Raw genomic sequence first — 23054 nt, forward strand, 5'->3', positions numbered from 1 at the left:
CATACGATAAAATTGGTTCCATACCTGCCTCCATGATTTTGGCTCTGTGCGTTATTTTCTTAATATAATGCATAATCCACGCTTTTCATGGAGCGCAGGTTCTACTTGGCAATCATTATGTCTACAGGTTGCCAACAATACCCAGTGTACAGAGTTTATACTGCACTAAAACCTGCTTTCAAGGTGGCACACCTTGCCGCCGGAGGCTTCTTTTGAAGCTGAATAGTTACGATTCGACAAGCTCATAAAAACGATTTTCGTCGATGGCGGCCACCCCTTTTTCCTGAGCTTTTTCAATTTTTTTAGCTCCCACGTTGTCCCCGCACACAAGATAATCGGTTTTGCCGGTGACCGAAGACTGGACCACGGCCCCGATTTTTCGGGCCATCTCCTGCATCTCCTCCCGGCTTCCGCGAATCATCTTGCCCGTAAACACCACCCCTTTTCCCGAGAGCGGTGACGTCGCTTCCACCTCGTTGATTTCAGAGGTCAGGGGTGTGGGTTCAATCACAAAGCTCAACGCCAGCATATGAAGAATGGTTTCACGTACCTGGGCCAGGCCAGTGCCGATGTTTTTGCACTTGGCCTCCTTGAAGCCCCGAATCTCGGCAGCAAGGATATCATCACCGGTTTGATTCAGGAGGTCGGCAAGCGGAAAAATCGCCAACAGGTTGCGGGCCTCGCTTTTGCCCAGGCTTCGCACGCCAAAAGCCGCCAGGAAGCGCCAGTCTTCCACCGATGTTGTCCGGCTGATGCCGAGGGCATTGTAGAGGTTTTCCGATTGGACCGGTCCAAAACCAAGGGCCTGAAACTCCATAGCCTTCAGTTTGTAGATCTTTTCCAGGGAGTCGTATCCTTTTTCCACCAGCTTCTGGACGGTCTTTTTCCCGAACCAGTCGGCACTGCCCAGTGTTTTAAACCAGTGAATGATGCGCTGTTCTGCCTTGGCGCTGCACAAAGGGTTCACGCAGAGCAAAAACTTGTCGTCTTCTTCCAGGGGGGCATCACAGACCGGACACACCTCAGGAATCAAAACCGTCTCGGCAGGCGTGAGCACCTTCTCGAGTTTGGGGATCACCTCACCGCTTCGAATGATCTCGATCTCGGCGCCGATTCCCACCTTTTCAGAACGAAGGCGTTCCAGGTTATGGGCCGTGACGCGTCGAATGGTGGCACCCGAGACTTTCACCGGGGTCACCTCCATCACCGGGGTCACCTTGCCGGTACGCCCCACTTGCCAGATCACATTTTCCACGGTGGTGACCGCACTCTCCCCCCGGGTTTTAATGGCGATCTGCCAGCGGTTGTGGTGGCTGGTGGCGCCCATGTGGGCCCTCAAGGTCTCATCGGTTATCTCTGCCACCAGGCCATCCACCGGATAATCGATGCCTTCAAGCACCTCTGCCCGTATGCTGTCCATGGACGCAATCATCTCCGGCCCGCTGCCCGTCCACCTCTTGAGCTCACCATAGGGGACAAAACGAACCGCCTGATCTTCGAGGGCTTTTTTCGCATGGTCATTCAGGACATCTGAGGTGATAATACCGACCACCATGTTGCGGGGATGTTCGAAGTGGTCTTTCAAATGGGTATTAAAATAAGAAAGGCCCATGACGATTTCGCCGAGCCCTTTTCCACGCCCTCCAAGGGGAATCACCCCTTTGGCAAAGGCGTTGCTGATTTCATAGCCTTCAAAGCCGTTGCCGCGGGTGGCAAACTCCGTCCCGTCATCCCGTCCGGCCAGCCCATCGAGTTTTGCCATCACCTGATACGTCACCGACTCGATACCGATTTCAGAAGCCGCTTTATCTACTCGATTAACAAATCGTTCGAGGTCTTCGATTTTATATGCTTTTTCGGTGGACAGCATAGGAACAGGATGACGCACCTTTCCCCTGCCATTGAAGGTCTCCGGCTCCACCGCCTTCAAGTAGGGGTGGGCGGGATTGAGAGCACGCAGCGTCTCAACCTTCTCATCGTAATCCGTATCCGAAACCAGGGGCTCGCCACGCCGGTAAGCCTCATTCAACTGCGTCAGCTCCTCAACGAGCCGTTCAATGTCATTCATAGAATCCGTTATTCAATTCAGGCCAGGTTCAGCCCGGAGTTTCAGAAAAATTTACGATGCAAGAGCCCAGCTTGACTGACCGATTAAATGGCAGATAGCGCCCAGGGTTCTTTTTCGGCCCTCCTTGAAGCGTGGGGTGCCGAAGCCTTTGCTCCAGCTTAACCCAGAGACATCATCAGAGACCGTCATCAATGCGGCCAATTTTACTTTCCGGTAGCAGGCGGCTGTAAACAATGCCGATGATTCCATCTCCACAGCCACAGCTCCGAGGTCCTTAAACCGGTTGATACGTTCCGGCGTCTCGCGGTAGATGGCATCGGTGGTCCAGGCCTTGCCTTCCACCACAGGTGTTCCTGACGTGGAGAGAATATCCCGAACAAAGGCCGTCTGGGACACCGATGGTGAGACGCAATGCCCTGTGGTTTCAACGCCATAGTGAAGAGAGGTGCCCTCATCCACATACGCTCCTGTGACAAGAAGGGTCTCACCGATGGCAAGTTTGCCCGTCAGAGAACCGCACCACCCGGCCATCAAAAAATATTTTCCGCCCCAGGCCACCAGGTTTTCCAGGAGCATGACCGCCTGGGGAGCCCCCATAAAAGGGCCGGCAATGGCTGTGTCCCCGGCCTGAAATAATCGCATGGGCATGGGAACGCCTTTCACCTCCTGGGCACCCATGGATTTAACCAATTCTGAAAAATCCGGTTGAGTGGCCACAAGAACGACTTTTTCTGGAATATCCGGTCCCGACGGGGGGGTTACAATGCCAGTTGTCATGTTGAAGTCCTCACTGTTGAATGATGAATCCGTATGAGGTCGGGTATCGTCGCGTTACAGGCAGAAAACCACGTCGACAAGGGTGCGGTTTTCTCCGACAGGACTGTGTGTCATGTGCCCGTAAATCGACATAGAACAATCGACCACCGTTCCAAACCTGCCATACACTCAATATATAATAGATCGGAGCATGACACCCTGATTTTTTGATGGTTTATCAATATAGCAGGAGATCATCACCCCACGCGGCTCACGCCACAGGGGGTGTGGCCGTATCAAACGCATGTAACATCAAACCCGTGGAGGCCTTCATAAAAAAGGCCCGTCGAAGAACCGACGGGCCTGCAGAACCTGGGATTTAACCGATGGGGTCGAGGTTGTTTTCCAGCTCATCCTTAATATCGTCGATGATATCATAAATAAAGCTGATGTCACTGATGGAGAGACGCCCGGCCTTGGCAGGGGCGCGATCACTGCCATCCTTTTTTTTCAGAATGCGCGGCCCGATCTGTACCTTGGGCTCGCCTTTATCGTACTGGTTGATAGAGACGAGAAGACCAGTGTCTTCACATCGCCACTCTTTGAGTTTCTTATCCTTTTCGGGATCAAATCCAGCCATGGACTCCTCCATTTTTTCAGGGGTAGCGGCCTTTTGGATGCACACCAAAAGGCCGAATTAATGGTGATTATATTAGATGCGATCAAAAAAAATCGTCATCGAAAAACGCCTCATTTAGTCATCACACCACGGTCGATCGTGTTACGTGGCGGTCAGGGTTACGCAGAAAGCTTTGAAAAATCCGCAATATCGTTAAAGAGTCCGGCAATGCCAGACAAAATAGCCAGACGGTTGGCCCGCACTTTTTGATCCTCGGCCATGACCATGACGTCCTCAAAGAAACGGTCCACAAAGGGACGCAAACCGGCCACTGCGGAGAGGGCCTTGCTGTACCCCCCATTCTTAAGAGCGGCCTCCACCTCAATGCGGGTGGCGGTAAAGGCGCTGACCAGCTCTTTTTCGCTCTCATGTTCGAAAAGCGCCGCGTCAACGGAAAGACCGTCGGAGAGCTCCGCTTTTTTGATAATGTTGACCACTCGCTTGAAGGCCGCGGCCACCGCTTCAAAATCCGCGTTTTCTTTAAGCTCAGAGAGGGCTTTGACTCGCATCCAGATATCGGGCACCACATTAATGCCAACGGTGGTGACGGATGCCACCACGTCCTTGGCATACCCCTCCTCAAAGAGGAGATGGTCGATACGGCCCCGAATGAAATCCGTGATGGCAGAGACGGTTTCGTCTACATTGACATCAATGCGTTCGGCATAGGCGATGACCCCTTTTTCAAGGATGGGACGAAGGGGGAAGCTATATCCCCTCTGCACCATGATCTGGGCGATTCCGATGGCCTGGCGACGCAGGGCATAGGGATCGGCTCCCCCTGTGGGGATAAGACCCGCGGCAAAACAACCGCAGAGGGTGTCAAGCTTATCAGCCAGGGCCAGAAGAGCGCCTTCGCTGGTCTGGGGAAGCTCAGCTCCGGAATAGAGAGGTTTGTAGTGTTCCTGGATGGCTGCAGCAACAGACGCCTCTTCTCCGGCCCGCTCGGCATAGACACGGCCCATGACGCCCTGAAGTTTGGTGAATTCCACCACCATGTGACTCACCAGGTCGGCCTTGCAGAGTTCGGCCGCTCGGGTCGTATTTTTTACGGCATCGGAAGAAACGCCAGCCGCTTCGGCCAACGCTTCGGCAAGGCCTTTAATGCGCCCTGCCTTGTCGTGAACCGTGCCCAGTTTCGCCTGAAAAAGGACGCCTTTGAGTCGTTCCACCCACGTATCGGGGCTCTCCTTCAGATCCTGATCGAAGAAGAACTTGGCATCGGCCAGGCGAGCGCGGAGCACTTTTTCATGACCACGCCGCACCAGAGAGAGGTCTTTCACCCGTGTGTTGTTAACGACAAGGAAGGCGTTCTTGAGTTTACCGGCCTCATCCACCACGGCAAAATACTTCTGGTGTTCGCGCATGGAGGTGATCAGCACCTCATCGGGGACAGCCAGGAAGGCTTCATCAAAGGTACCTGCCACCACCACGGGATACTCAATGAGGTTGGTTACGGTATCAAAAAGCTCTTCATCGGGGAGCAGAAAGCCCCCGGCCTCTTTTGCCGCCTCGGTCACCTGGGACTTGACCATGACGCGACGGGCAGCAAAATCTGCGATGACGCTGACCTTTTCAAGGGTCTCCAGATACGTATCGGGATCCTCGATCACAACGGGACCGGGGTTCATAAACCGGTGGCCGAAGGAGGCCTTACCGCTTTCCACCTTGCCGAAGGCGAAGGGGATCACGGCCTCTCCGAGCAGGGCCACGATATTCTGAACGGGACGTGCAAAGGTCACAGAGAGATCGGCCCAGCGCATGGCTTTGGGAAAGGGCAGTTTGTGGATCAATTCGGGAAGAATGTCCGACAGAACCTCTGCGCTCGCCTTAACCTCTTCGGCCACGCTGGCACAAAGATACCGGCCCTTTTTGGTCTCTTTGATTTCAATCTGTGCAACCTCAATCCCTACCTTTTCAGCAAATTTGATGGCAGGCATCTTCGGGGTGCCGTCGGCATCATAACCCACAGACTCCGGGGGACCGGTGACTTCAGTTGTCTCAGCCTTCTGGCTGAGAGCTACATTTTTTACCATCACGGTGAGGCGACGCGGGGTGCCATACGTGGTGATGTCCCCGGCATCAATGCGGTTCTCTTTAAGTCTTGCGGCGACAGTTCTGGCTAAAAAGTCGAGGGCAGGCCGTATATACCCTGCGGGGATCTCTTCCGTTCCGATTTCGAAAAGTAAGGTCTTCATATCTCACCTGTGTGTCAGCTGCTAAAATCACGCAGCGGAATCTTTCATGTGTACGGGCAACATCAGCGCTCATTTTGCCCGCAAAGGGGGAATCATCCCTGCTATTTTTTCAGCATGGGGAAGCCGAGTCGCTCTCGCTGTTCGATGTAACCATGGGCACAAAGCCGCGCCAGGCTGCGTATTCTTCCGATATACCCGGTTCTCTCGGTGACGCTGATAGCCCCCCGTGCGTCGAGGAGGTTAAAGAGGTGCGAGCATTTGATGCAGCATTCATACGCGGGAATAACGATACCCTCTGCGATGATGCGTTGGGCCTCATTTTCATACTTCTTGAACAGATCAAGGAGCATGTCCACATCGGCAATTTCGAAGTTGTAGGTGGACTGCTCCACCTCCTGCTGGTGAAAAATATCCCCGTAAGTCAGGGTATCATTCCACTTCAGATCGTAGACGCTGTCTACACCCTGCAGGTACATACAGATTCGCTCAAGGCCGTAGGTCAACTCCACGGAGACGGGCTTGACCTCTATACTGCCGGCCATCTGGAAATAGGTGAACTGTGTCACCTCCATGCCGTCCAGCCAAACCTCCCAGCCAAGACCGGAGGCCCCAAGGGTCGGGGATTCCCAGTCATCCTCCACAAAACGGATATCGTGTTCCAGGGGATCGATTCCGAGCACCTTAAGGCTCTCAAGATAAAGCTCCTGGACGTTGGCGGGTGAAGGTTTCATGAGCACTTGAAACTGGTAATAGTGCTGCAGACGCATGGGGTTGTCGCCGTAACGACCGTCGGTTGGACGACGAGAGGCCTGAGCATAGGCCACTTTCCAGGGCTCAGGCCCGAGGCACCTCAGTAAGGTCGCCGGATGAAAGGTTCCGGCCCCCACTTCAAGGTCATAGGGCTGGCTCAACACACACCCGGTGCCCGCCCAGTATTTCTGCAACGACAAAATCACATCCTGAAAGTTCATCTTTTGATTCCTCAAATAACACGGTGCCTGGAAAGACGCTTCACAAGGGGGTATGGACTCATACCCGGCCCCTTTCACGGTCGTAAAGGTTCACATGATTTGATGGCCCGTCACAAAGACAGGGTACCGCTTCGCGGTATTCTATATATTGAGAATAGTTCATTATCACAACACACGGTACAAAGAGAGAAGGGGCTGCCTCCCTTTATTACATGACCATCTTATTTTAACTCAAGAAAACTACATGATAAAATGGCGATAGTCAATCAAAAGGCGCAGGACACCGATCCCGTATAATTCCAAGGGGGTGAATGACGCAACCTGTCATTGTCCGATCATTGAAAAAGGCCCTCTCCTTCATAGATTTTGTCCGATGGCTCGATCACCACCCCTGACCAGGCCACGCCAGAGGGAAGCAAGCGAGCGCCCGGGGTCTCTTCAAGGCTCGTTTTCCAGGCGTTTCGTGCAGACACCATGGCATCCGCCTCCCCCACCATCCAGAGGCATCCGCCTCCGCCAGCCCCGGTAAATCGTGCGCCGCAGCCGTGCTCTTCGGCGATTTTTCCCAATCGAGTCCCGGTTTCATCCAGCACATCCGGGGTCATGGCGACCCGGATGCGGGTTTCCTGATTCATCAGTTCGGCAGCCCCTTGCCAGTCCTGACGTCCCAGGGATTCGGCAAAGTCATGGGTCAGTTGAATAATCTGGTGCCACTCCTGCCTGCAGCTCCCGCTTAAAAATCCTTTGACCCACCGACTGTTGACGTTCAGGGAATCATGGGGGATGCCGCAATAGGCCACCGCGATATGAGGAGCCAGATCCACCTCTTCCCCATGAAACACCGAGGCGTGTCGATGCTGCCCTTCCCCATCCCAATGCCAGAGAGAGACCCCGCCGAAAGCGGCGGCCATCTGGTCCTGGATGCCGCAAACCACGCCTGCCACGGCGCTCTCCACGGACTGAGCGATCCGGGCCGCACGCGTTTGTAACGCCTCGCCGTTTTCCACCCCCTCCAGAGCCGAGAGAAAAGCCGCACAAAGGGCCACCGCAGCGACGGAGGACCCCCCAAGGGCACTGCGCGGCGGGGAGGCCGAATCGATCTCGATCTTTACCCCGGACACATCAAAAAAAGCGGCAATACCAAACATCAACCCCATGGGATGGGCAAAAGGAAGCTCACGGGCAGGAAATTCGGCCGACTCAAAACCACGGGAGTCCACGCGCACCCACCCTTTTTTGTAGGGAGAAATGCGAACACGGGTGCGAAGATCCAGAGCCAGGTTAAAGGTTGCCGGGTTGAGATGCTGCAAAGGGAGATAAAAGGTGGCCAGATCCAGAGTTCCCCCCATATCCACACGACACGGGGCGGAGCTGATGGTGGGGGTGGTGATGGGTCTTCCGATAGGGTGAGGCATGAGGTGATCGTCCTTAAAATGATCGGATTTTTGACAGAAACGAGAGACTCTTCGGTTCACGTCCGAGATGCATTGGCAAAAAGCGTTCCATAAGGGACAGCCCCTCCCGTTCCGCAGCCGGGCTGAATCGCACCCGGAAGGCGCCCTCCAGCCCTTCGTTCAGCACCCATCGAAGCTGCTTCAGCGTCCCGACGGAGATCGCCATGCGGTGACGGGCTTCTCCCCGACACTGTGGGCAGACCATCCCGCCACGATCCAGGTCAAAGAAAGCCTTGGCTTGAGACAGGGTTTCCATGTCCACCCCACAACCGGCACATCGACTGAGCGACGGAGCCAAGCCGGCAATATCAAGAAACAAAAGCTGAAACAAAATACTGACCGTGCCGGGGGATCGCCGGGCGTCATGGAGGGCGGCAAGGGACGACTCAAAGAGGGTGAAAAGACGTTTTTGAGGCACGCCCTCTTCCAGCCACTGAATGGTTACTTCGGACCAGTATCCGGCATAGGCTGATTTCAGATAATCGGTCCGAATCGATTCATAAGGGGATAAAATGGAGGCCTCATCAAGGTAGGGAAGGCCTTTGCCTTGCCTGATGACGATCTCAAGGTGGGTGAAGAGTTCCAACACACCGGAAAAGCGCTTGACGCTCTTTTTGGCATTTTTAGCAAAGGCGCTCATCTTCCCCTCGTCCGGAGTGAGGAAGGTGAGGACCACATCGTGGTCCCCATACTCCACCTTACGAAGTAGAATGGCCGGCGCCTTCCGGATAATCACCTGCGCAACGAGTGCCATCGGTTATCAGAGCCCCAGAAGGTGAGTGGCGATCCGAAAATAACAATAGACACTGATAATATCGATGCTGGTGGTGACAAAAGGACCGGTGGCAACCGCCGGGTCGATATTGATTCGCCCAAAGATCATGGGGACCAGAGAACCCACCAGAGCCGCGATGGACATGGACGAGAGCACCGCCAGCCCCACAGAGACGGAGAGCATGGCCGTGTTAAGTTCCGCGCCGAAACGTATTTGCGCAGCGACGGCGATGAGCCCCCCATAAATCGTGCCTAAAATCACACCGATGCAAAGCTCCTTGGACACCACATGCCTCAGGTCATCAGAAACGAGACGCCCCGTGGCCAGACCACGAACCACAATCGTGGAAGACTGGGTGCCGATATTCCCCCCCATCCCCATGATCACAGGAAGAAAAGCCGCCAGATAGGTGACCTGCTTCAAGGAGTCTTCAAAATGACCAATGATAAAAAAGGCGAGAATGCCCCCGATGCAGCTGGCAAAAAGCCAGGGAAGTCGAATGCGGGTACTGCTCATGACCGACTGGGTTTCCACAAACTCTTCGCCCACACCGGCCATTTTGAGGATATCCTCTGTGGCCTCCTGGCGAAAAATGTCGATGACGTCATCGACGGTGACGATGCCCATGAGGCGGTTGTTGTCGTCCACCACAGGAACGGCCAGAATATCGTAACGGGCGACGATCTGGGCGACCTCTTCCTGGTCCACGTCCGTCTTGACCGAGAAAATATCTGTGGTCATGAACTCTTTAAGCGGGGTGGCGGGTTTGACGACCACTAGTTGCCGCAGAGACACCACCCCCACAAGCCGCTCATGATCGTCTACCACATAAAGGTAAAAGGGCATCTCAACATCGGGAAAATCTTTTTGGAGAGATTCAATGGCCTCTCTGGCCGTAATCTCTTCACTGAGCGCCACAAAATCGGGCACCATAATACCGCCGGCGGTATCGTCATCGTAACTGAGAAGGTCCTCCACCTCTTCGGACTCTTCTGTATTCATCTTCTCCAGAACGGCGTCGGCTTTATCCCGGGGAAGATCAGCAATCAGGTCCGCCACGTCATCGGCGGGCATGTGATCAAAAACGTCCAGGAGCTCATCCACCTCAATGGTCTCGATAAACTCCGTCACGGTGTATTCACTGAGTTCGCTTAAGAGCACCGCCCGCTGCTCATAATCGTTGATCATGTCGAAGAGTCTGCGCTGACTGTTCACCGACAAATTCCTGAAGATAACGGAGAGATCCGCCGCATGGGTTTTATTCACTATTTTTTGAAGATTGCTGCTGGCTCCGCGCCTTAAAAGCCGCTTGATGGTCTCTTCAAGGATCTTACTTCTGTCTTCACTCATGGCTTACCTCCCCGCAATACTGGCCCTTCGAAACGACGGGTAACGAAGGGCCAGATAAGAGACAGCACACAGCACTCATGAAGCGTCACGGCACGGGTGACGATTTTCGCTTCAGGACTGCTGTGTTCTGCATCAAAGCCCGACATCGCCGGCGGCGCGGTTGTCCTGGTCGTATCGGGGCTAAAAGATCAGGCGTCACACGAAAATGACGCAGTACGTGTCCGACATGAGCCCGTCCGTGCTCATGTCTGTCAGGGGATCCCGAAGGATCCGCAAAATCTAAATGTCGTCAGGGAATCCAAAGATTCACCGGTCGACCGCATTGCCCAGGGATGGACACCGGTCGACCGTTGTAAAACAGTGCGACGGCGCACTTATCTTCCAAAAGGATATTAAAACATTCCACCGCACGGATTAAAACCCGTTCGTCTTGTTTCATTACATACGTTTTTGGCAGGCTGCCGTCATGGCTCACCTTAACATGCGCTTTGCCTGCCGAGAATATTTCCAGAAGCAACATATCCCGCGCCTTATCGGGATGTGCTTTCTTTTTGACCTCTTTGGGGGGAATGATTCGAGCCTCAGAAGGAGGCTCACTTTGTTGTGCACCCTTGTTTTCAGAGGGTGTCAAAAAAAAAAAAGAAACCACCTGTGACAAAAAGAATCAGACAAAACGATAAAAACAACAGGCCAAAATTCCGTCGACGGTTTTTAGGGCTGTAAAAATTATGTCGCTCCTGTTTGGGAGGATACGCTTCGAGATAAAGGGAAACCACGGTATCGCCGTCGGCACCGCAGGCATCGGCGACAAAACGAAGAAAACTCTTAAGGAGCACATCTTCAGGCAGCACGCTGCGATTTCCAGCTTCAATATTCTCAACCATATAACGAGAGAGCTTGGTCTCGTGACAGACGGCTTCGATCGTGATGCCTTTTTTTAACCGAATGTCTCGAAGGTACTCTCCAAAATGGGGCCGTTCCTGCGTCTCTTCATTGTGGCCAGACATAAGCCCCACCCCTTCCCTCGTTACCGCGCAATAGCGGTGTTACTGAATAACCCTGATGTGTGCATCTTTTTTTAAATCGCTCAGCCACTGGGCAAATTTCTTTCCCACGGCGTCCTGATAAAGCTGGTCGGCAATGGATGTACGAAGCTCCTCAAGGGGCTTTTCCCCGAGGTCCTTCTTATTTTCGTTATAATAAGCCTGAATATCCTCATCGGTAATCACGATTTTAGATTTGACTTCATAGCTGACCAGACGATTTCTCAAAAGCTGGTGCCTGATCTCGGCGCGATAAGCCTCATACGCCATCCCCTGCTGCTTGAGTTGAGATCTCAGCGATTCGTCGGTAAATTGGTTGAGAGATTTCACCCGTTCAATGGCACGATCTACTTCTTCCTCCCCGATGTGAATATCTTTTCTCACCACCAACTGATCGGTGAGCTTTTTCTCCACAAGTTGGTTGATCACGTCCTCACGAAGTTTGAACCGCATCTGCATCTCTTTCTCCAGAGGGTAGTTCATCTGACGCATTTTTTCTTCATAAGGCGCCAGCTCTTCATTCAGATCAGTAAGAGTGACCACGTCATCGTTAACCACAGCCACGATACGATCAATCACTTCAGCTTTTTCCGCGCTGACCGTCCCTGCTGCCAGGGAGATAAACACAGTCACGAGGGCACAAAAAAATAATGTTCCAAACTTATCGGTCGTTAACTTGATCATATTCCATCCGATTTCGATTATACACTGCATTCCCGAACCGCCTGTAAGGCAAAAAAAGTCCCGGAGTTTCGGTGTAGATGGTCCCCACGTTCAGGGGCCGTCCCCCGCCGCGGAAAGCTACGGCCTGCCTTCTTCAAGGATCTTTTCCCACAATTTGCCGTTAACATCAATTGAATATTTTCCTTCAACCTCCTGTCGCCAGCTGCGATAGCCTGTCTCCATCCGACTTCGCTTGACCCGATGGATCAGCGCCTGCTCGCTCAGCCCCTGGGTTCTTTCGCCGGAGGCAGCCTGAAAGTCCTTATATGTCAAAGGACGTTCCAGTACAAATTCAGTGGCAAGGGTCTTTTCCACCCACAGGCGTTTGGCAAGGCGTCGCTTCCACATGGCAAGAGAGATCCCCCGACTCATCAGCTCCTTTTCAAACCCACCTTCGGGATACCCCTTCCGGGCATTTTGAACGGCCTTGTCCAATTCGGCCTCCCCAAGAAGGATCCCTTTTTCGTCGGCAAGACACAAGATTAAAAGTTCTTCCTGGAGTTGATGAAGGACCCCTTCCCTGATGGCAACCACCTCATCCGTCCTGGAGAGGCCTTCGTATGGGTACCCTTGCAGCGCCAGCTTCAGAGCATCCTGATAATCCCCGACCGTGACCCACCGCCCCTTGCAGGAGAGAAGCCATGTCGCAGACGTCTCTTTTTCGCCTCCCATGCAACCGGCCAGAAACAGAAGAAGGAGGAAGGGCAACAGTCCCTTTTTAAGCATCCGCTGGATTAACATAGGCCCCCACCTCTTTAAGAATGTTCTTACACTGCGTCAGGAGACTGCTGTTGCTCCCCTTGGTCAGAGCGGCTCGAAACAACAAATCCGGTGTCAACTCGTAACGCCCCTCTCCCCTTGCCGTCACCTCGACAATGGCATGGGGGACCTTCTGGTGCAGATCGGAGAATGAAAGGGAGAGCTGGGTCCCTGACAACTCCAGTTTTTTCACACCGGCCCTTACCGCCTGAATCCTCAACATGATTTTGAGAAGGACGTTGACGGCCTCTTCGGGCATCTTTCCATATCGGTCAATGATTTCCCGTTTGATATCGGCAATTTCCTTGAGATCTCGCAGACGGGCAAGACGGCGATAGAGCACCAGCCGCTGTTCAATGTCCGGGATATAATCTTCGGGCAAATAGGTAGAAAAGTTGACATTAATCTCCGGCTCCAGGGTGTGAATTTTGGGCTGGCCTTTTAATTCGGAAATGGCCTCGTCCATGAGGGTAAGAAACATATCGTACCCCACAGCGGCGATATGACCTGATTGAGAAGCCCCCAGCGCCGCCCCGCCGCCGCGTATCTGAAGGTCGCTCATGGCGATCTGAAATCCGGACCCCAGGTCGGTGTGCTCCATGAGCACCTTCATGCGGCGCGCCGCATCCCGACTGAGGCGAGCCTCCTCTGGAACAAAAAGATACGCAAAGGCCTGTTCGTCGCTCCGCCCGATGCGCCCCCGCAACTGATAAAGCTGAGAGAGGCCAAATCGGTCCGCACGGTTCACGATCATCGTGTTGGCGGAAGGGATGTCCAGACCCGATTCGATAATGGTGGTGGTCACCAGCACATCAATTTGCCTCTCCACAAAGGCAAACATGACCTTTTCGAGGTCCCGTTCGTTCTGCTGTCCATGGGCGACGCCCACACGGGCGGTGGGCACCAGCTCACGAATGCGATCGGCCATTCGCTCGATAGAGGCGACGTTGTTGTGGACAAAAAAGACCTGCCCGCTGCGACCCAACTCTCGGGTGATCGCTTCTCCCACAATGGCATCGTCATATTCAGAGATATAACTGATGATTGCCTGCCGCTCTTCGGGAGGGGTAGAAATCACGCTGATATCCCGCATCCCGGCAAGGGACATGTGCAATGTCCTCGGGATGGGGGTGGCCGACAGGGCCAGGACATCCACCGTGCTCTTGAGGCCTTTTAGTTTTTCCTTGTGCCGAACCCCGAACCGCTGCTCTTCATCGATGATAAGCAGGCCGAGATCCTGGAAAATGATATCCGAAGAAAAGAGACGGTGGGTTCCAATGACAATGTCTACCCGGCCTTCCCCAAGGGCTTCGACAATACGACGCTGCTCAGACGCTTTACGAAAGCGGCTCAAGCTCTCCACGATGACCGGGTAACGATCAAATCGCTCTCGAAAGGTCTTCAGATGCTGTTCAGCAAGCACCGTGGTGGGCACCAGCACCGCCACCTGTTTTCCATCCGACACAGATTTAAACGCGGCGCGCATGGCCACTTCCGTCTTGCCGTAGCCGACATCTCCGCACACCAAACGATCCATGGAGGACTCTTTTTCCATGTCCTCCAGAACATCGTCAATGGCTCTCAGTTGATCACGGGTCTCTTCATACGGAAAAGAGGCTTGGAATTCATTAAAATAGGCATCCGCAGGGGAAAACTGAAATCCTTTTTTGACCTTACGCTCGGCGTAGAGCTTGAGAAGCGCCCCGGCCATCTTCTCCACATCTTTTTTGGCCTTGGCCTTTACCCTCTCCCAGGATTTACCGCCCATGCGATCCAAAAGCGGTTTATGACCCTCAACACCGACATACTTTTGAATCTGGCCCATGCGGTCCACGGGCAGATAGAAGCGGTCTTCGTCTTTGTAGACGATGGCAAGATAATCACTGGTGATGCGCCCCACCACGATCTTCGTCAGCCCGACGTAGCGACCGATCCCATGCTCATCGTGAACCACGAGGTCTCCCTCTTTCAATTCTCCAAGGGAGAGCAGTTCATCGCGGGCGCGCCTGTTGGAGCTCCGCACCACACGACGCTTGGCGCCAAAAATTTCATCTTCGGTAATGACGGCCAGTCCGGCATCGGCCCATAAAAAGCCGGAGGACAAGCTGCCCATGGCAATTCGAAGCGCCCCACCCCGGGCCGTGGCCTCTCGGTTGAAGGCCTCGACCGTCGGCTCGATACCATAGGGCTTCAGCAACTCCAGAAGCCTTTCCACCTGGGGCTCTCGGCTGCAGAGTATCCAGGTAAGGTGCCCTTCCTGCCGAAGGGTGTCGAGCCGATCCACCAGAGGCTTCAGGGGGGACTCCTCTTGGGTGGGACGGGTTTTGAGCTCTGCGGTTAAAGCGCTGTGATCGGAAACGGTCAGGGCCAGGGTCCGCCCCTTTTCGGGGGGGGCCGTGGCAGGCACCATGGCATATTCAAGGACCCGGCACCTCGCCAGGTGGGACGTCAGCTCTTCCTGGCTCAGAAAAAGTTGTTCCGGTTTCACCGTCAGGCGATTGCTCTTTCGGGCCAGATCGTAATTACTTGCGATCCGTTGGAGGAAAATATCACGGCTCCTGCGTACCCCGTCATAGTCCGGAATGACCATCAGTGCATTCGAGGGAAGATAATCCATGAAGGTATCCAGCTTGGGATACACCAGGGACAGGAGGCTCTCCACACAGGATTCGCCCTCTTCCGCCTTGATCCTGCCCACGAGATCCTTGACCTCTTCAAGGGGTACGCCCGCATCTGCGGCAGCTCTTCGGATCCGACCCACCACCCCTTCCAGGTCTTCCCGCCTCAGGATTGTTTCCCGGGCTGGAAGGATAACGGCTTCAGAAAGGGATCCCTTTTTTCGTTGATTGGATGCAGAAAAAAGGCGAATAGAGTCGACCATGTCACCAAAAAATTCAACCCGGACCGGATCATCATGGTAGGGCGAGAAAAAATCGATAATCCCTCCACGAACGGAGAAATCACCCGGGTCCTCCACAATGGAAGTGCGAACATACCCGCCCGCCACAAGAGTGGCGATGAGCTCCTGACGATTCACCTCTTCATTGACCATGAGAAGATCCGCATAAGCGTTCATCTCCTCCTTGGGAATGAGGCGCTGCATCAGGGTGTCCACGGTGGTAACCACAATCTTCGGCATCCGCCCTTCCAGCATGGCATAAAGGGTACGAATCCTTTGCGCGGATGTTTCGGCATGGTACGAGACCGATTTATAAGGCAGGATGTTATAAGGGGGAAAAAGGGCCGCCACCTCATCAGGGGAACCGCCTTCAAAGAGAGCGAGATCCCCCTGGAATGTGTCCACCGCCTTCAGGGTGGGAAGCACCACCACCAGAGGCCCTGGGTAAAAACGGGATATCTCAGCTGTAACCAGGGCTTTTTCCGCCCCAGCCAACCCGGTGATAGCAGATAAGGAGCCCTTCTTGGGAGGTTCTTCCAAAAACGGGCGCAGGATGTTTTCTACTTGATTTTGAGCCATATTCACTGCACGGAGACGTTAGGTTCGTAGACTGAAGCGCATGATGGCCGCAAAGGAACATCAAAGCGCCCCACCTCAGGGTGGGCATCGGATGCCGGTTCCCTGAGGCGTCCGGCAGGATGCGTGCTCCAGAGACTACAGGAAATGCCCTGAGACAACAACACCCATTTTGCAAGACCCCTTCCCCTTCTTTGCGAGAAATGAACGGACCAGAATACGCTCCGCCCTTTCACCGGAAACACACTGTTTAAAAAAAGAGGGATTTTATTGGGAAGGCATTGCGAAGGCATTGGACGCCCGGGAATCATAAAAAAAGCAGGCATGAAGTCAACATGCCTGCTTTGAAAATTCGAAGACGCAAAAGCGCCCGTTTAATCCAGACCTCCCGACTACTGACCGGTCAACCCTTTCCTGCTGATGCCTTTTGGCGTTTCATCCACATACTTGGAAGCGCCGACATACCGCCTGAGTGTCATACTTGTGACATCCAAGCTCTTCACCCGGCTTGTCATTTGGGATTTACATATTTTTCGCATTACACTCTTGATTCGTTTGGGAACATTGACCTGCGTGGGATTCCTTTGGGTTAAAACAATCCGTAACCCATATTCAACCTGAGCAATTTTCTTCTTGAGTTCCTTGATGCCCTCTTCGTCATTCATCATGATCGTCATATCAAAAACCAGAATTGAATGATCATTTAACAGGGTCTCGAAATGCAGGGGATAACTGTATTCTTTCGACGAGCAGGCCATGCAGAGAAAACAGAGCATGACCATCCCCATTCTTTTTAATGTCATTATACCACCCGTTTTAAAAAGGACCGCTCCGGATATCCGCCCCCCACAACCCGGAACCAAAGAAGACACCGGGTTCACCAAAATCAAACAAGGCCCATGACGTTACCGCAAAGATCACTTAAAATTAAGTTAATAAGCAATTTTTAAATCACCTGACTAAAACTAAACTTAACAAAAAAAGATATAGGTGGATATAAAAAACACTCAGGTTCTGTTTGACCCGCGCCTCAGGGGTTTGTTAAAATACTATTTTATTGAGTAAATACACTTTCCATACGAATTTTGCTCTCCTTCCGCCTCCGTGGTGGGAGGCAACAAAAACCGGTCAGGAGCCTATCGATGACCCACGCCACCGTGCTCTTTGAACAACAGGATCAAACGGGCATCATACGCCTCAATCGCCCCCATCGAATGAACGCTGTGATTGAAACCATGTATGAAGAGTTAACGTTCATCCTGAAGACTGTCGTGTCGGATCCCCGGATACGGGTACTCATTTTAACCGGCTCACCCCGGGTTCGTCACGGCGAAATAAAAGAGGCCTTCTGTGCCGGCGCGGATCTTAAACACCACGCCAGCGCAGAACGCAGTCCGCAGGAGAAAAGAGCCTATATTGAGCTGGCCCACGCCACCTGCCAGAAACTTCGCACCCTTCCCCTCCCGGTCATTGCCGCCGTAAATGGCCCGGCCCGGGGTGCCGGGACCGAACTGGCAATGAACTGCGATTTTGTACTGATGGCCGACACCGCCACGCTGGCCTTTCCCGAAACAGGGCTGGGTACCATGGTGGGGGGAGGCGTCACCCGCCACTTGGAGCGCACCGTAGGCCTGATGCGCGCACGGGAACTGATTTATACGGGCCGAAGCCTCAATGGACCGGACTCTGTTGTGGCAGGCCTTGCCCTCTTCAGTGTACCGGGTCCCCGTCTTCTGGAGGAAGCCCTGGGCTTCGCTTCCCGCATGACGCACAAAGCCCCTCTCTCTATTGCTTTTGCCAAAAGCCTCATGGAAAATGCGCCACAGCGTTCCCTGACGGATGCCTATCGAGAAGAGAGCGAAGCCATTCTTTCCTGCATGAAAACCCAAGATTGGCAGGAGGGCATTGATGCTTTTAAGGAAAAACGCCAACCCACGTTCAAAGGAATCTAAGCATGGAAGCTCTTCGCCGCATACTCAACGCCGACTCCGTGGCCATCATCGGGGCCTCACGGGACGAAACCAAACGGGGGTATCAGGCCGTCGCCACCCTGAAAAAAAGTGGTTTTGAAGGAAACATCTTTCCCGTAAACCCCCGAGAAAGACGAATTCTGGGGCTTCGATGCTACGCCAATGTCGAAGAGATTAAAGAATCGGTGGATCTGGCTCTGATCACCACACCGGCGGAAACGATCCCCACGCTTCTGGCCGACTGTGGACGTAAAGGGATTGCCGGGGCTGTGATTATCGCCGGTGGCTTTGGTGAAATGGGTGGACAGGGCAAACGCCTGGAGATGGAGATCCTTAAAACCGCCCGTACCCATGGAGTCCGCCTGGTAGGACCCAACACCTCCGGGATTATCAACATGTGGACGGGATTGAACCTTGTGGGCCTCTCAGATGTTCCCAAAGGGGACATTGCCCTGCTCACCCAAAGCGGTAACATCGCACTCCACCTGATCACCGAGGCCAGGCTTCGCAGCCACAAAGGATTTTCCTATTACATCGGCGTGGGGAACGAATCCGATATCCATTTTGACGAATATCTGGAATTTTTTCGAAATGATGAAAAGACGAAAGCCATTCTCATCTATGTGGAGGGCTTAAGGGATGGTCGAACCTTCCTCCAGCAGGTGTACAAAACCTCCCGTGAAAAACCGATTATTCTTCTGAAAAGCGGCCGGTCCTCTACGGGACAAAAGTCTGCGGGATCTCACACCGGCGCCTTGGCAGGAATCTCCGAAGTGGCCCGAACCTCTTTTGAACGTGCGGGGATTATCTACATTGAGCACCCTGATCAGCTCTTTCCTGTTGCGGAAACCCTCTCCAGCCTTCCCCCCATACGAAACAAAAAGGTGGCGATCCTGGCGGACGGAGGCGGGCATGCCACCATCGCATCGGACCTTCTCACCGATTTAGGCGTGGAGATCCCCCCTTTGTCCGACCGGACCCAGGCCAAACTGCGAGACATACTTCCCCACAATGCCTCGGTCACCAACCCCGTGGATGTTGCCGGGGGGACCGATTCCAACCCTGAAATATTTGCTCAATGTGCCAGAATCATTTTAAGCGACTCCAACGTCGGTGGTCTTCTCATTGCCGGGCTCTTTGGGGGCTACGCCATTCGGTTCGCCGAAAAACTCAGGTTTATTGAGGAAGATGCGGCTCACCAGATGGGCAAGCTGGTTCAAAAAACGGGAAAACCCATCGTCTTGCAGAGCCTGTATAACTCGGTCAAGCCACACTCCCTTGAGCTTCTGCGTTATTACGGGATCCCGGTCTACGAGTCTCTGGACATCGCCACCCGGTGCATCGGGGCGCTTTCCCGCTATGGGCAATACATTTCTGCGTACAAATACAAAACAAATTTTCACTTTAACTGGGGCGCCAAGGCCAAAAAAAAGGCCCTCCGGATTATGGAGAATGCACGGAAAGAGAGCCGTCGTTACCTCTTTGAGCACGAAGCCAAAGAGCTCCTGCGCTGTCATGGTGCCCCGGCAACCCATGATCAATTAGCCAAAACAGCCGATGATGCCGTCCGCCTGGCCCGTGAATTCGAGGGATCCGCTGTGCTCAAAATTGTTTCGCCGGATATCCTTCATAAAAGTGATGCAGGCGGGGTGCGACTCAATCTGGAAAACGAGGACCAAATTAAAAACGCCTTTCACCGCATCATCGACAACGCCCGGGAATACAAACCCGGTGCGGTCATCAAAGGCTGTCTGGTGTCCAGCATGAAGAAAAAGGGCGTCGAGGTGATCATCGGAACAAAAATTGACCGTCAATTTGGTCCTGTGGTGATGTTCGGCATTGGTGGGATCCTTGTGGAGGTGGTACGCGATGTCTCCTTCCGGGTCCTGCCTCTCTCTCGAACCGCTGCCACACGCATGATTGATGAGATCAAATCGGCTCCCATATTAAATGGCTTTCGAGGGTCTCCTGCCCTGGACAAGCAGGCGCTCAGTGAGCTTTTGCTGACCGTCTCTGAAATCATTGAATCCTATCCGGACATCGAAGAGATGGATTTAAATCCAGTGATTGTCCACGATCATGGGATTGATATCGCCGATGCTCGAATCATTTTAAAAAAAATACCGAGTGAAACAAACCCAGTGGATTAATGTCCTTTCAGGAGAGATGCCATGCCGGACCCCTGCCCCTTTGATCGCAACGATGTCCTCAGCCTGCTGTTTCACCCTCGGCCGGGACTTCCCGTCGAACAAGAGACCGCCACCTGCTTTGATCTCTTCATCCCTGCCCATGATGGAGAACGCCTTGTCATTCGTTGCCATCTTAAAGGCAAAGAGTGGCCCTGCCTCCTCTTCTTTCACGGCAACGGAGAGGTCGCCTCTGATTACGATGAATTCGCCTCTCATCTTACCGGATGCGGGTACAATTTTTTTATCGCAGAATACCGGGGATACGGCCTCTCGCAAGGGGAGCCCTCGGTGGCTCATATGCTTTCCGATGCCAGAACGACTTTTTCCTTTCTGGACGGATGGTTGAAAAACCGAGAGTACGACGCCCCTCGGGTGGTGATGGGACGCTCCATCGGCAGTGCCCCGGCCATCGAGGTGGCGACTTTTTTTCCAGCGTGCATCCAGGCACTTGTCATCGAAAGCGGATTTGCCCGGTTCATTCCTCTCCTCCACACCCTTGGACTGCCCCGGTGGGTAGAGCTCCCCCATGAATCCAGGGGACCGGCCAACCTGACAAAAATCAGCACGTACAGCGGCCCTCTTCTTGTGATACATGCCGCTGAAGACAGCATCATCTCCTTTCACGAAGGTGAAGATCTCTTTGAAGCCTCTCCCTCACAAGAGAAACACTTTCTCGAGGTGAAAAATGCAGACCACAACGACCTCTTTTATGTGGGCTTCCGAGATTATCTGGACGCCCTGGAAGGCCTTTCCCGGCGTCTGATGACCTGATTTGAAATCATTTATCTCGATTCACCCTTCCAGAGTTTTTCTCGAAGACCCGAGGCCCTGTGGGTTCGCCTGGAAAGCGCTCTTTCAAGGATCTCAGGAGCGCTCCACACGGCCACCTCTTCCCTCGCACGGGTAATCCCGGTGTAGATCAGCTCACGGGTCAACACCGGGGCATCGCTGTCAGGAAGCAGCAAGGTCACATGGTTGAATTCTGAGCCCTGGCTCTTGTGAACCGTCATGGCAAAGACGGTCTCCACCGAGGGGAGTCGGGCGCAATGGATATGGCGCAAGCCCCCTTCGGTGTCGGGAAAAGCCACGGCCAACTCTCCCCCCGTCTTAACGGTGATCCCCGTGTCCCCATTAAAGAGCCCTAAGGTGTAATCGTTTTCCGTCACCATCACCGGCCGGCCGCGGTACCAGAGATCCGCCCCTGCGAGCCCTATGCAGCGCTCCACCCATTGATTGATGCGTAAGACCCCCATGGGGCCTTTTCGAACGGCACAGAGAATTCGAAACCGATCGATGGCCGCCAGCATGTCATGGGGATCCGTTAACCGGGCATATCCGGCCAGATGATGCCGAACCCTCGCCTCAAGCCAGGCCATGGGGCTATCGCCCAGGGCGGGACCTGCCAGAAGAAAACCCGGATCGGCGATTCTGGAGAGAGCCTGGACGTCCCCCCGATTGGCAGCGTCCGCGGCTTGACCGATGCCCGGACAGGCCCCGAAGCGATAACTCTTCGTCAGGGTGGTCACCGCGTCGGCAAGGGGGGGGAGCTGGGGATCCGTCGGGAGACTCCTCCCCGTTATTTTTAAAAGCATGCGCCCCAGCTCCGGTGAGACGCGGTCCCCTTTTTTCCCGTGACAGAGGTCCCCCATCACCGAACCCGCCTCCACCGAGGCCAGCTGGTTCCGATCCCCCATGAGGATAAGCCGGGTGGAAGGAGACAAGGCCCGAACCAGGCGCCCCATGAGAGGAAGATCCACCATGGACGCTTCATCCACCACGATGATGTCGTAAGGAAGGGGCTCGCGATGGCGGAAGAGTTCCCGACGGCCCCGCCCCAATTTGCCAAGAATTCGATGGATGGTGGCGGCCTCTCTGGGAAGCGCGTTTCTCACGGCGTCCTTTAAATCCAACCGTTTTAAAGCACCTGCCATGGACTCCATGAGGCGGGCGGCCGCTTTGCCAGTAGGAGCTACCAGGGCAATGGTCGGCGTCCCGCTGAATCGACGCTGATGCTGTTCCACAAGCAGCGATAAGATTTTCGTCACGGTGGTGGTCTTTCCCGTTCCCGGCCCGCCTGAGATAACACAGAATCGATGCAGCAACGCCACCGCCGCGGCCAGTTTCTGACGATCCATTCCGTCCTCTGCAAGGGCGGGAAAATACCGATTGAGGCCCTCTTGCAGGGCGCTCATTTCCGCTTCCGGGAGATCTGAAAGGCGACACTCTCCGGCCATATACAGGGCCACCTCCTGCTGAAAGCGGTAATAGCGTCGCAGATAAAGTCGCCCTCGATCATCGAGCACAAGAAGCGAGCCCTGGTCATCCCTTCCGGCCACGCCCAGCTCTCGAAGATGCTCTCCCCAGCTTCCGCCGTCCATCGGGCTGACACAGTCCGCCACTGAATAGCCAGCAAACCTGTTCAAATCGATACAGATATGCCCGTGTCGGCTCTCACGACTCACCAGAGCTGCCGCAAAAAAAATCGACTCATCCTGTGCGTGCCGCTCGGCCAGAAACGAGGCAAAGGCCAGGTCGGTATGGGAAAAACCCTGCTCCATCCAGACCTTCCAGCCAGAGGGCTTCATGGCTTCCTGCTTTAAATTCATTGGATCATCTCTTCCTCATTGTGATAATATACGCGATT

At 54.0% G+C, this 23054-nt stretch carries 18 protein-coding genes; 3 read left to right on the forward strand and 15 right to left on the reverse strand.

Going from position 1 to position 23054, the window contains the following annotated elements; genetic code table 11:
• Positions 1 to 226: 226 nt before the first annotated feature.
• From Q1Q75_RS09245 to Q1Q75_RS09310, 14 genes are all read right to left on the reverse strand, one after another.
• The gene (locus Q1Q75_RS09245; protein ID WP_300669673.1) at positions 227 to 2068 is read right to left on the reverse strand and encodes a BRCT domain-containing protein; all 1842 of its coding nucleotides are present in this window, start codon (positions 2066 to 2068) and stop codon (positions 227 to 229) included.
• A 51-nt stretch (positions 2069 to 2119) separates the two neighbouring features.
• Positions 2120 to 2845: a nucleoside phosphorylase gene (locus tag Q1Q75_RS09250; protein WP_300669675.1), complete on the reverse strand. Its 726-nt coding sequence runs from the start codon at positions 2843 to 2845 to the stop codon at positions 2120 to 2122.
• A 358-nt stretch (positions 2846 to 3203) separates the two neighbouring features.
• Complete coding sequence (locus Q1Q75_RS09255; RefSeq protein WP_300669676.1) at positions 3204 to 3464, reverse strand: hypothetical protein; 261 nt, start codon at positions 3462 to 3464, stop codon at positions 3204 to 3206.
• A gap of 158 nt (positions 3465 to 3622) precedes the next feature.
• Positions 3623 to 5701: a glycine--tRNA ligase subunit beta gene (glyS, locus tag Q1Q75_RS09260; protein ID WP_300669678.1), complete on the reverse strand. Its 2079-nt coding sequence runs from the start codon at positions 5699 to 5701 to the stop codon at positions 3623 to 3625.
• A gap of 101 nt (positions 5702 to 5802) precedes the next feature.
• The gene (gene glyQ, locus Q1Q75_RS09265; protein WP_300669680.1) at positions 5803 to 6672 is read right to left on the reverse strand and encodes a glycine--tRNA ligase subunit alpha; all 870 of its coding nucleotides are present in this window, start codon (positions 6670 to 6672) and stop codon (positions 5803 to 5805) included.
• Positions 6673 to 7007: 335 nt separating this feature from the next.
• Entirely contained in the window at positions 7008 to 8087 is a 1080-nt protein-coding gene (locus Q1Q75_RS09270) for a galactokinase (RefSeq protein ID WP_300669682.1), read from the reverse strand.
• A gap of 13 nt (positions 8088 to 8100) precedes the next feature.
• Entirely contained in the window at positions 8101 to 8880 is a 780-nt protein-coding gene (gene recO, locus Q1Q75_RS09275; RefSeq protein ID WP_300669684.1) for a DNA repair protein RecO, read from the reverse strand.
• Between the two features lie 6 nt (positions 8881 to 8886).
• Positions 8887 to 10251 carry a magnesium transporter gene (gene mgtE, locus Q1Q75_RS09280; RefSeq protein ID WP_300669687.1) on the reverse strand — a complete coding sequence of 455 codons (1365 nt, stop codon included), beginning with the start codon at positions 10249 to 10251 and terminating at the stop codon, positions 8887 to 8889.
• 289 nt (positions 10252 to 10540) lie between these two features.
• On the reverse strand, positions 10541 to 10882 hold the full coding sequence (locus tag Q1Q75_RS09285; protein ID WP_300669688.1) for a hypothetical protein: 342 nt from the start codon (positions 10880 to 10882) through the stop codon (positions 10541 to 10543).
• Positions 10869 to 11258 (reverse strand): helix-turn-helix domain-containing protein, encoded by a 390-nt coding sequence (locus Q1Q75_RS09290; RefSeq protein ID WP_300669689.1) that lies wholly within the window; start codon positions 11256 to 11258, stop codon positions 10869 to 10871. The genes Q1Q75_RS09285 and Q1Q75_RS09290 overlap by 14 nt, the downstream gene beginning before the upstream one ends.
• Positions 11259 to 11297: 39 nt before the next feature.
• The gene (locus tag Q1Q75_RS09295; RefSeq protein ID WP_300669690.1) at positions 11298 to 11978 is read right to left on the reverse strand and encodes a SurA N-terminal domain-containing protein; all 681 of its coding nucleotides are present in this window, start codon (positions 11976 to 11978) and stop codon (positions 11298 to 11300) included.
• A 117-nt stretch (positions 11979 to 12095) separates the two neighbouring features.
• Entirely contained in the window at positions 12096 to 12758 is a 663-nt protein-coding gene (locus tag Q1Q75_RS09300; protein WP_300669691.1) for a hypothetical protein, read from the reverse strand.
• Positions 12736 to 16254 (reverse strand): transcription-repair coupling factor, encoded by a 3519-nt coding sequence (gene mfd / locus Q1Q75_RS09305; RefSeq protein ID WP_300669692.1) that lies wholly within the window; start codon positions 16252 to 16254, stop codon positions 12736 to 12738. Before mfd ends, Q1Q75_RS09300 begins: the two co-directional genes overlap by 23 nt.
• Positions 16255 to 16643: 389 nt before the next feature.
• Positions 16644 to 17054 carry a hypothetical protein gene (locus Q1Q75_RS09310; RefSeq protein ID WP_300669693.1) on the reverse strand — a complete coding sequence of 137 codons (411 nt, stop codon included), beginning with the start codon at positions 17052 to 17054 and terminating at the stop codon, positions 16644 to 16646.
• A 339-nt stretch (positions 17055 to 17393) separates the two neighbouring features.
• On the opposite strand from Q1Q75_RS09310, the gene Q1Q75_RS09315 reads away from it, so the two are divergent.
• Genes Q1Q75_RS09315 through Q1Q75_RS09325 form a run of 3 tightly spaced genes read left to right on the forward strand, consistent with a single transcriptional unit; the run spans position 17394 to position 21181 of the window.
• A complete protein-coding gene (locus Q1Q75_RS09315; RefSeq protein WP_300669695.1) occupies positions 17394 to 18203 on the forward strand; it encodes an enoyl-CoA hydratase/isomerase family protein in 810 nt (269 codons plus the stop codon).
• Between the two features lie 2 nt (positions 18204 to 18205).
• The gene (locus Q1Q75_RS09320; RefSeq protein ID WP_300669697.1) at positions 18206 to 20371 is read left to right on the forward strand and encodes an acetate--CoA ligase family protein; all 2166 of its coding nucleotides are present in this window, start codon (positions 18206 to 18208) and stop codon (positions 20369 to 20371) included.
• A 21-nt stretch (positions 20372 to 20392) separates the two neighbouring features.
• Positions 20393 to 21181: an alpha/beta hydrolase gene (locus Q1Q75_RS09325; protein ID WP_300669699.1), complete on the forward strand. Its 789-nt coding sequence runs from the start codon at positions 20393 to 20395 to the stop codon at positions 21179 to 21181.
• Positions 21182 to 21192: 11 nt separating this feature from the next.
• Here the strand turns inward: Q1Q75_RS09325 and recD are convergent, their stop codons facing one another.
• A complete protein-coding gene (gene recD, locus Q1Q75_RS09330) occupies positions 21193 to 23016 on the reverse strand; it encodes an exodeoxyribonuclease V subunit alpha (protein ID WP_300669701.1) in 1824 nt (607 codons plus the stop codon).
• Positions 23017 to 23054 lie beyond the last annotated feature (38 nt).

The organism is Desulfoluna sp. (assembly GCF_030145185.1).
Lineage (GTDB): Bacteria > Desulfobacterota > Desulfobacteria > Desulfobacterales > Desulfolunaceae > Desulfoluna.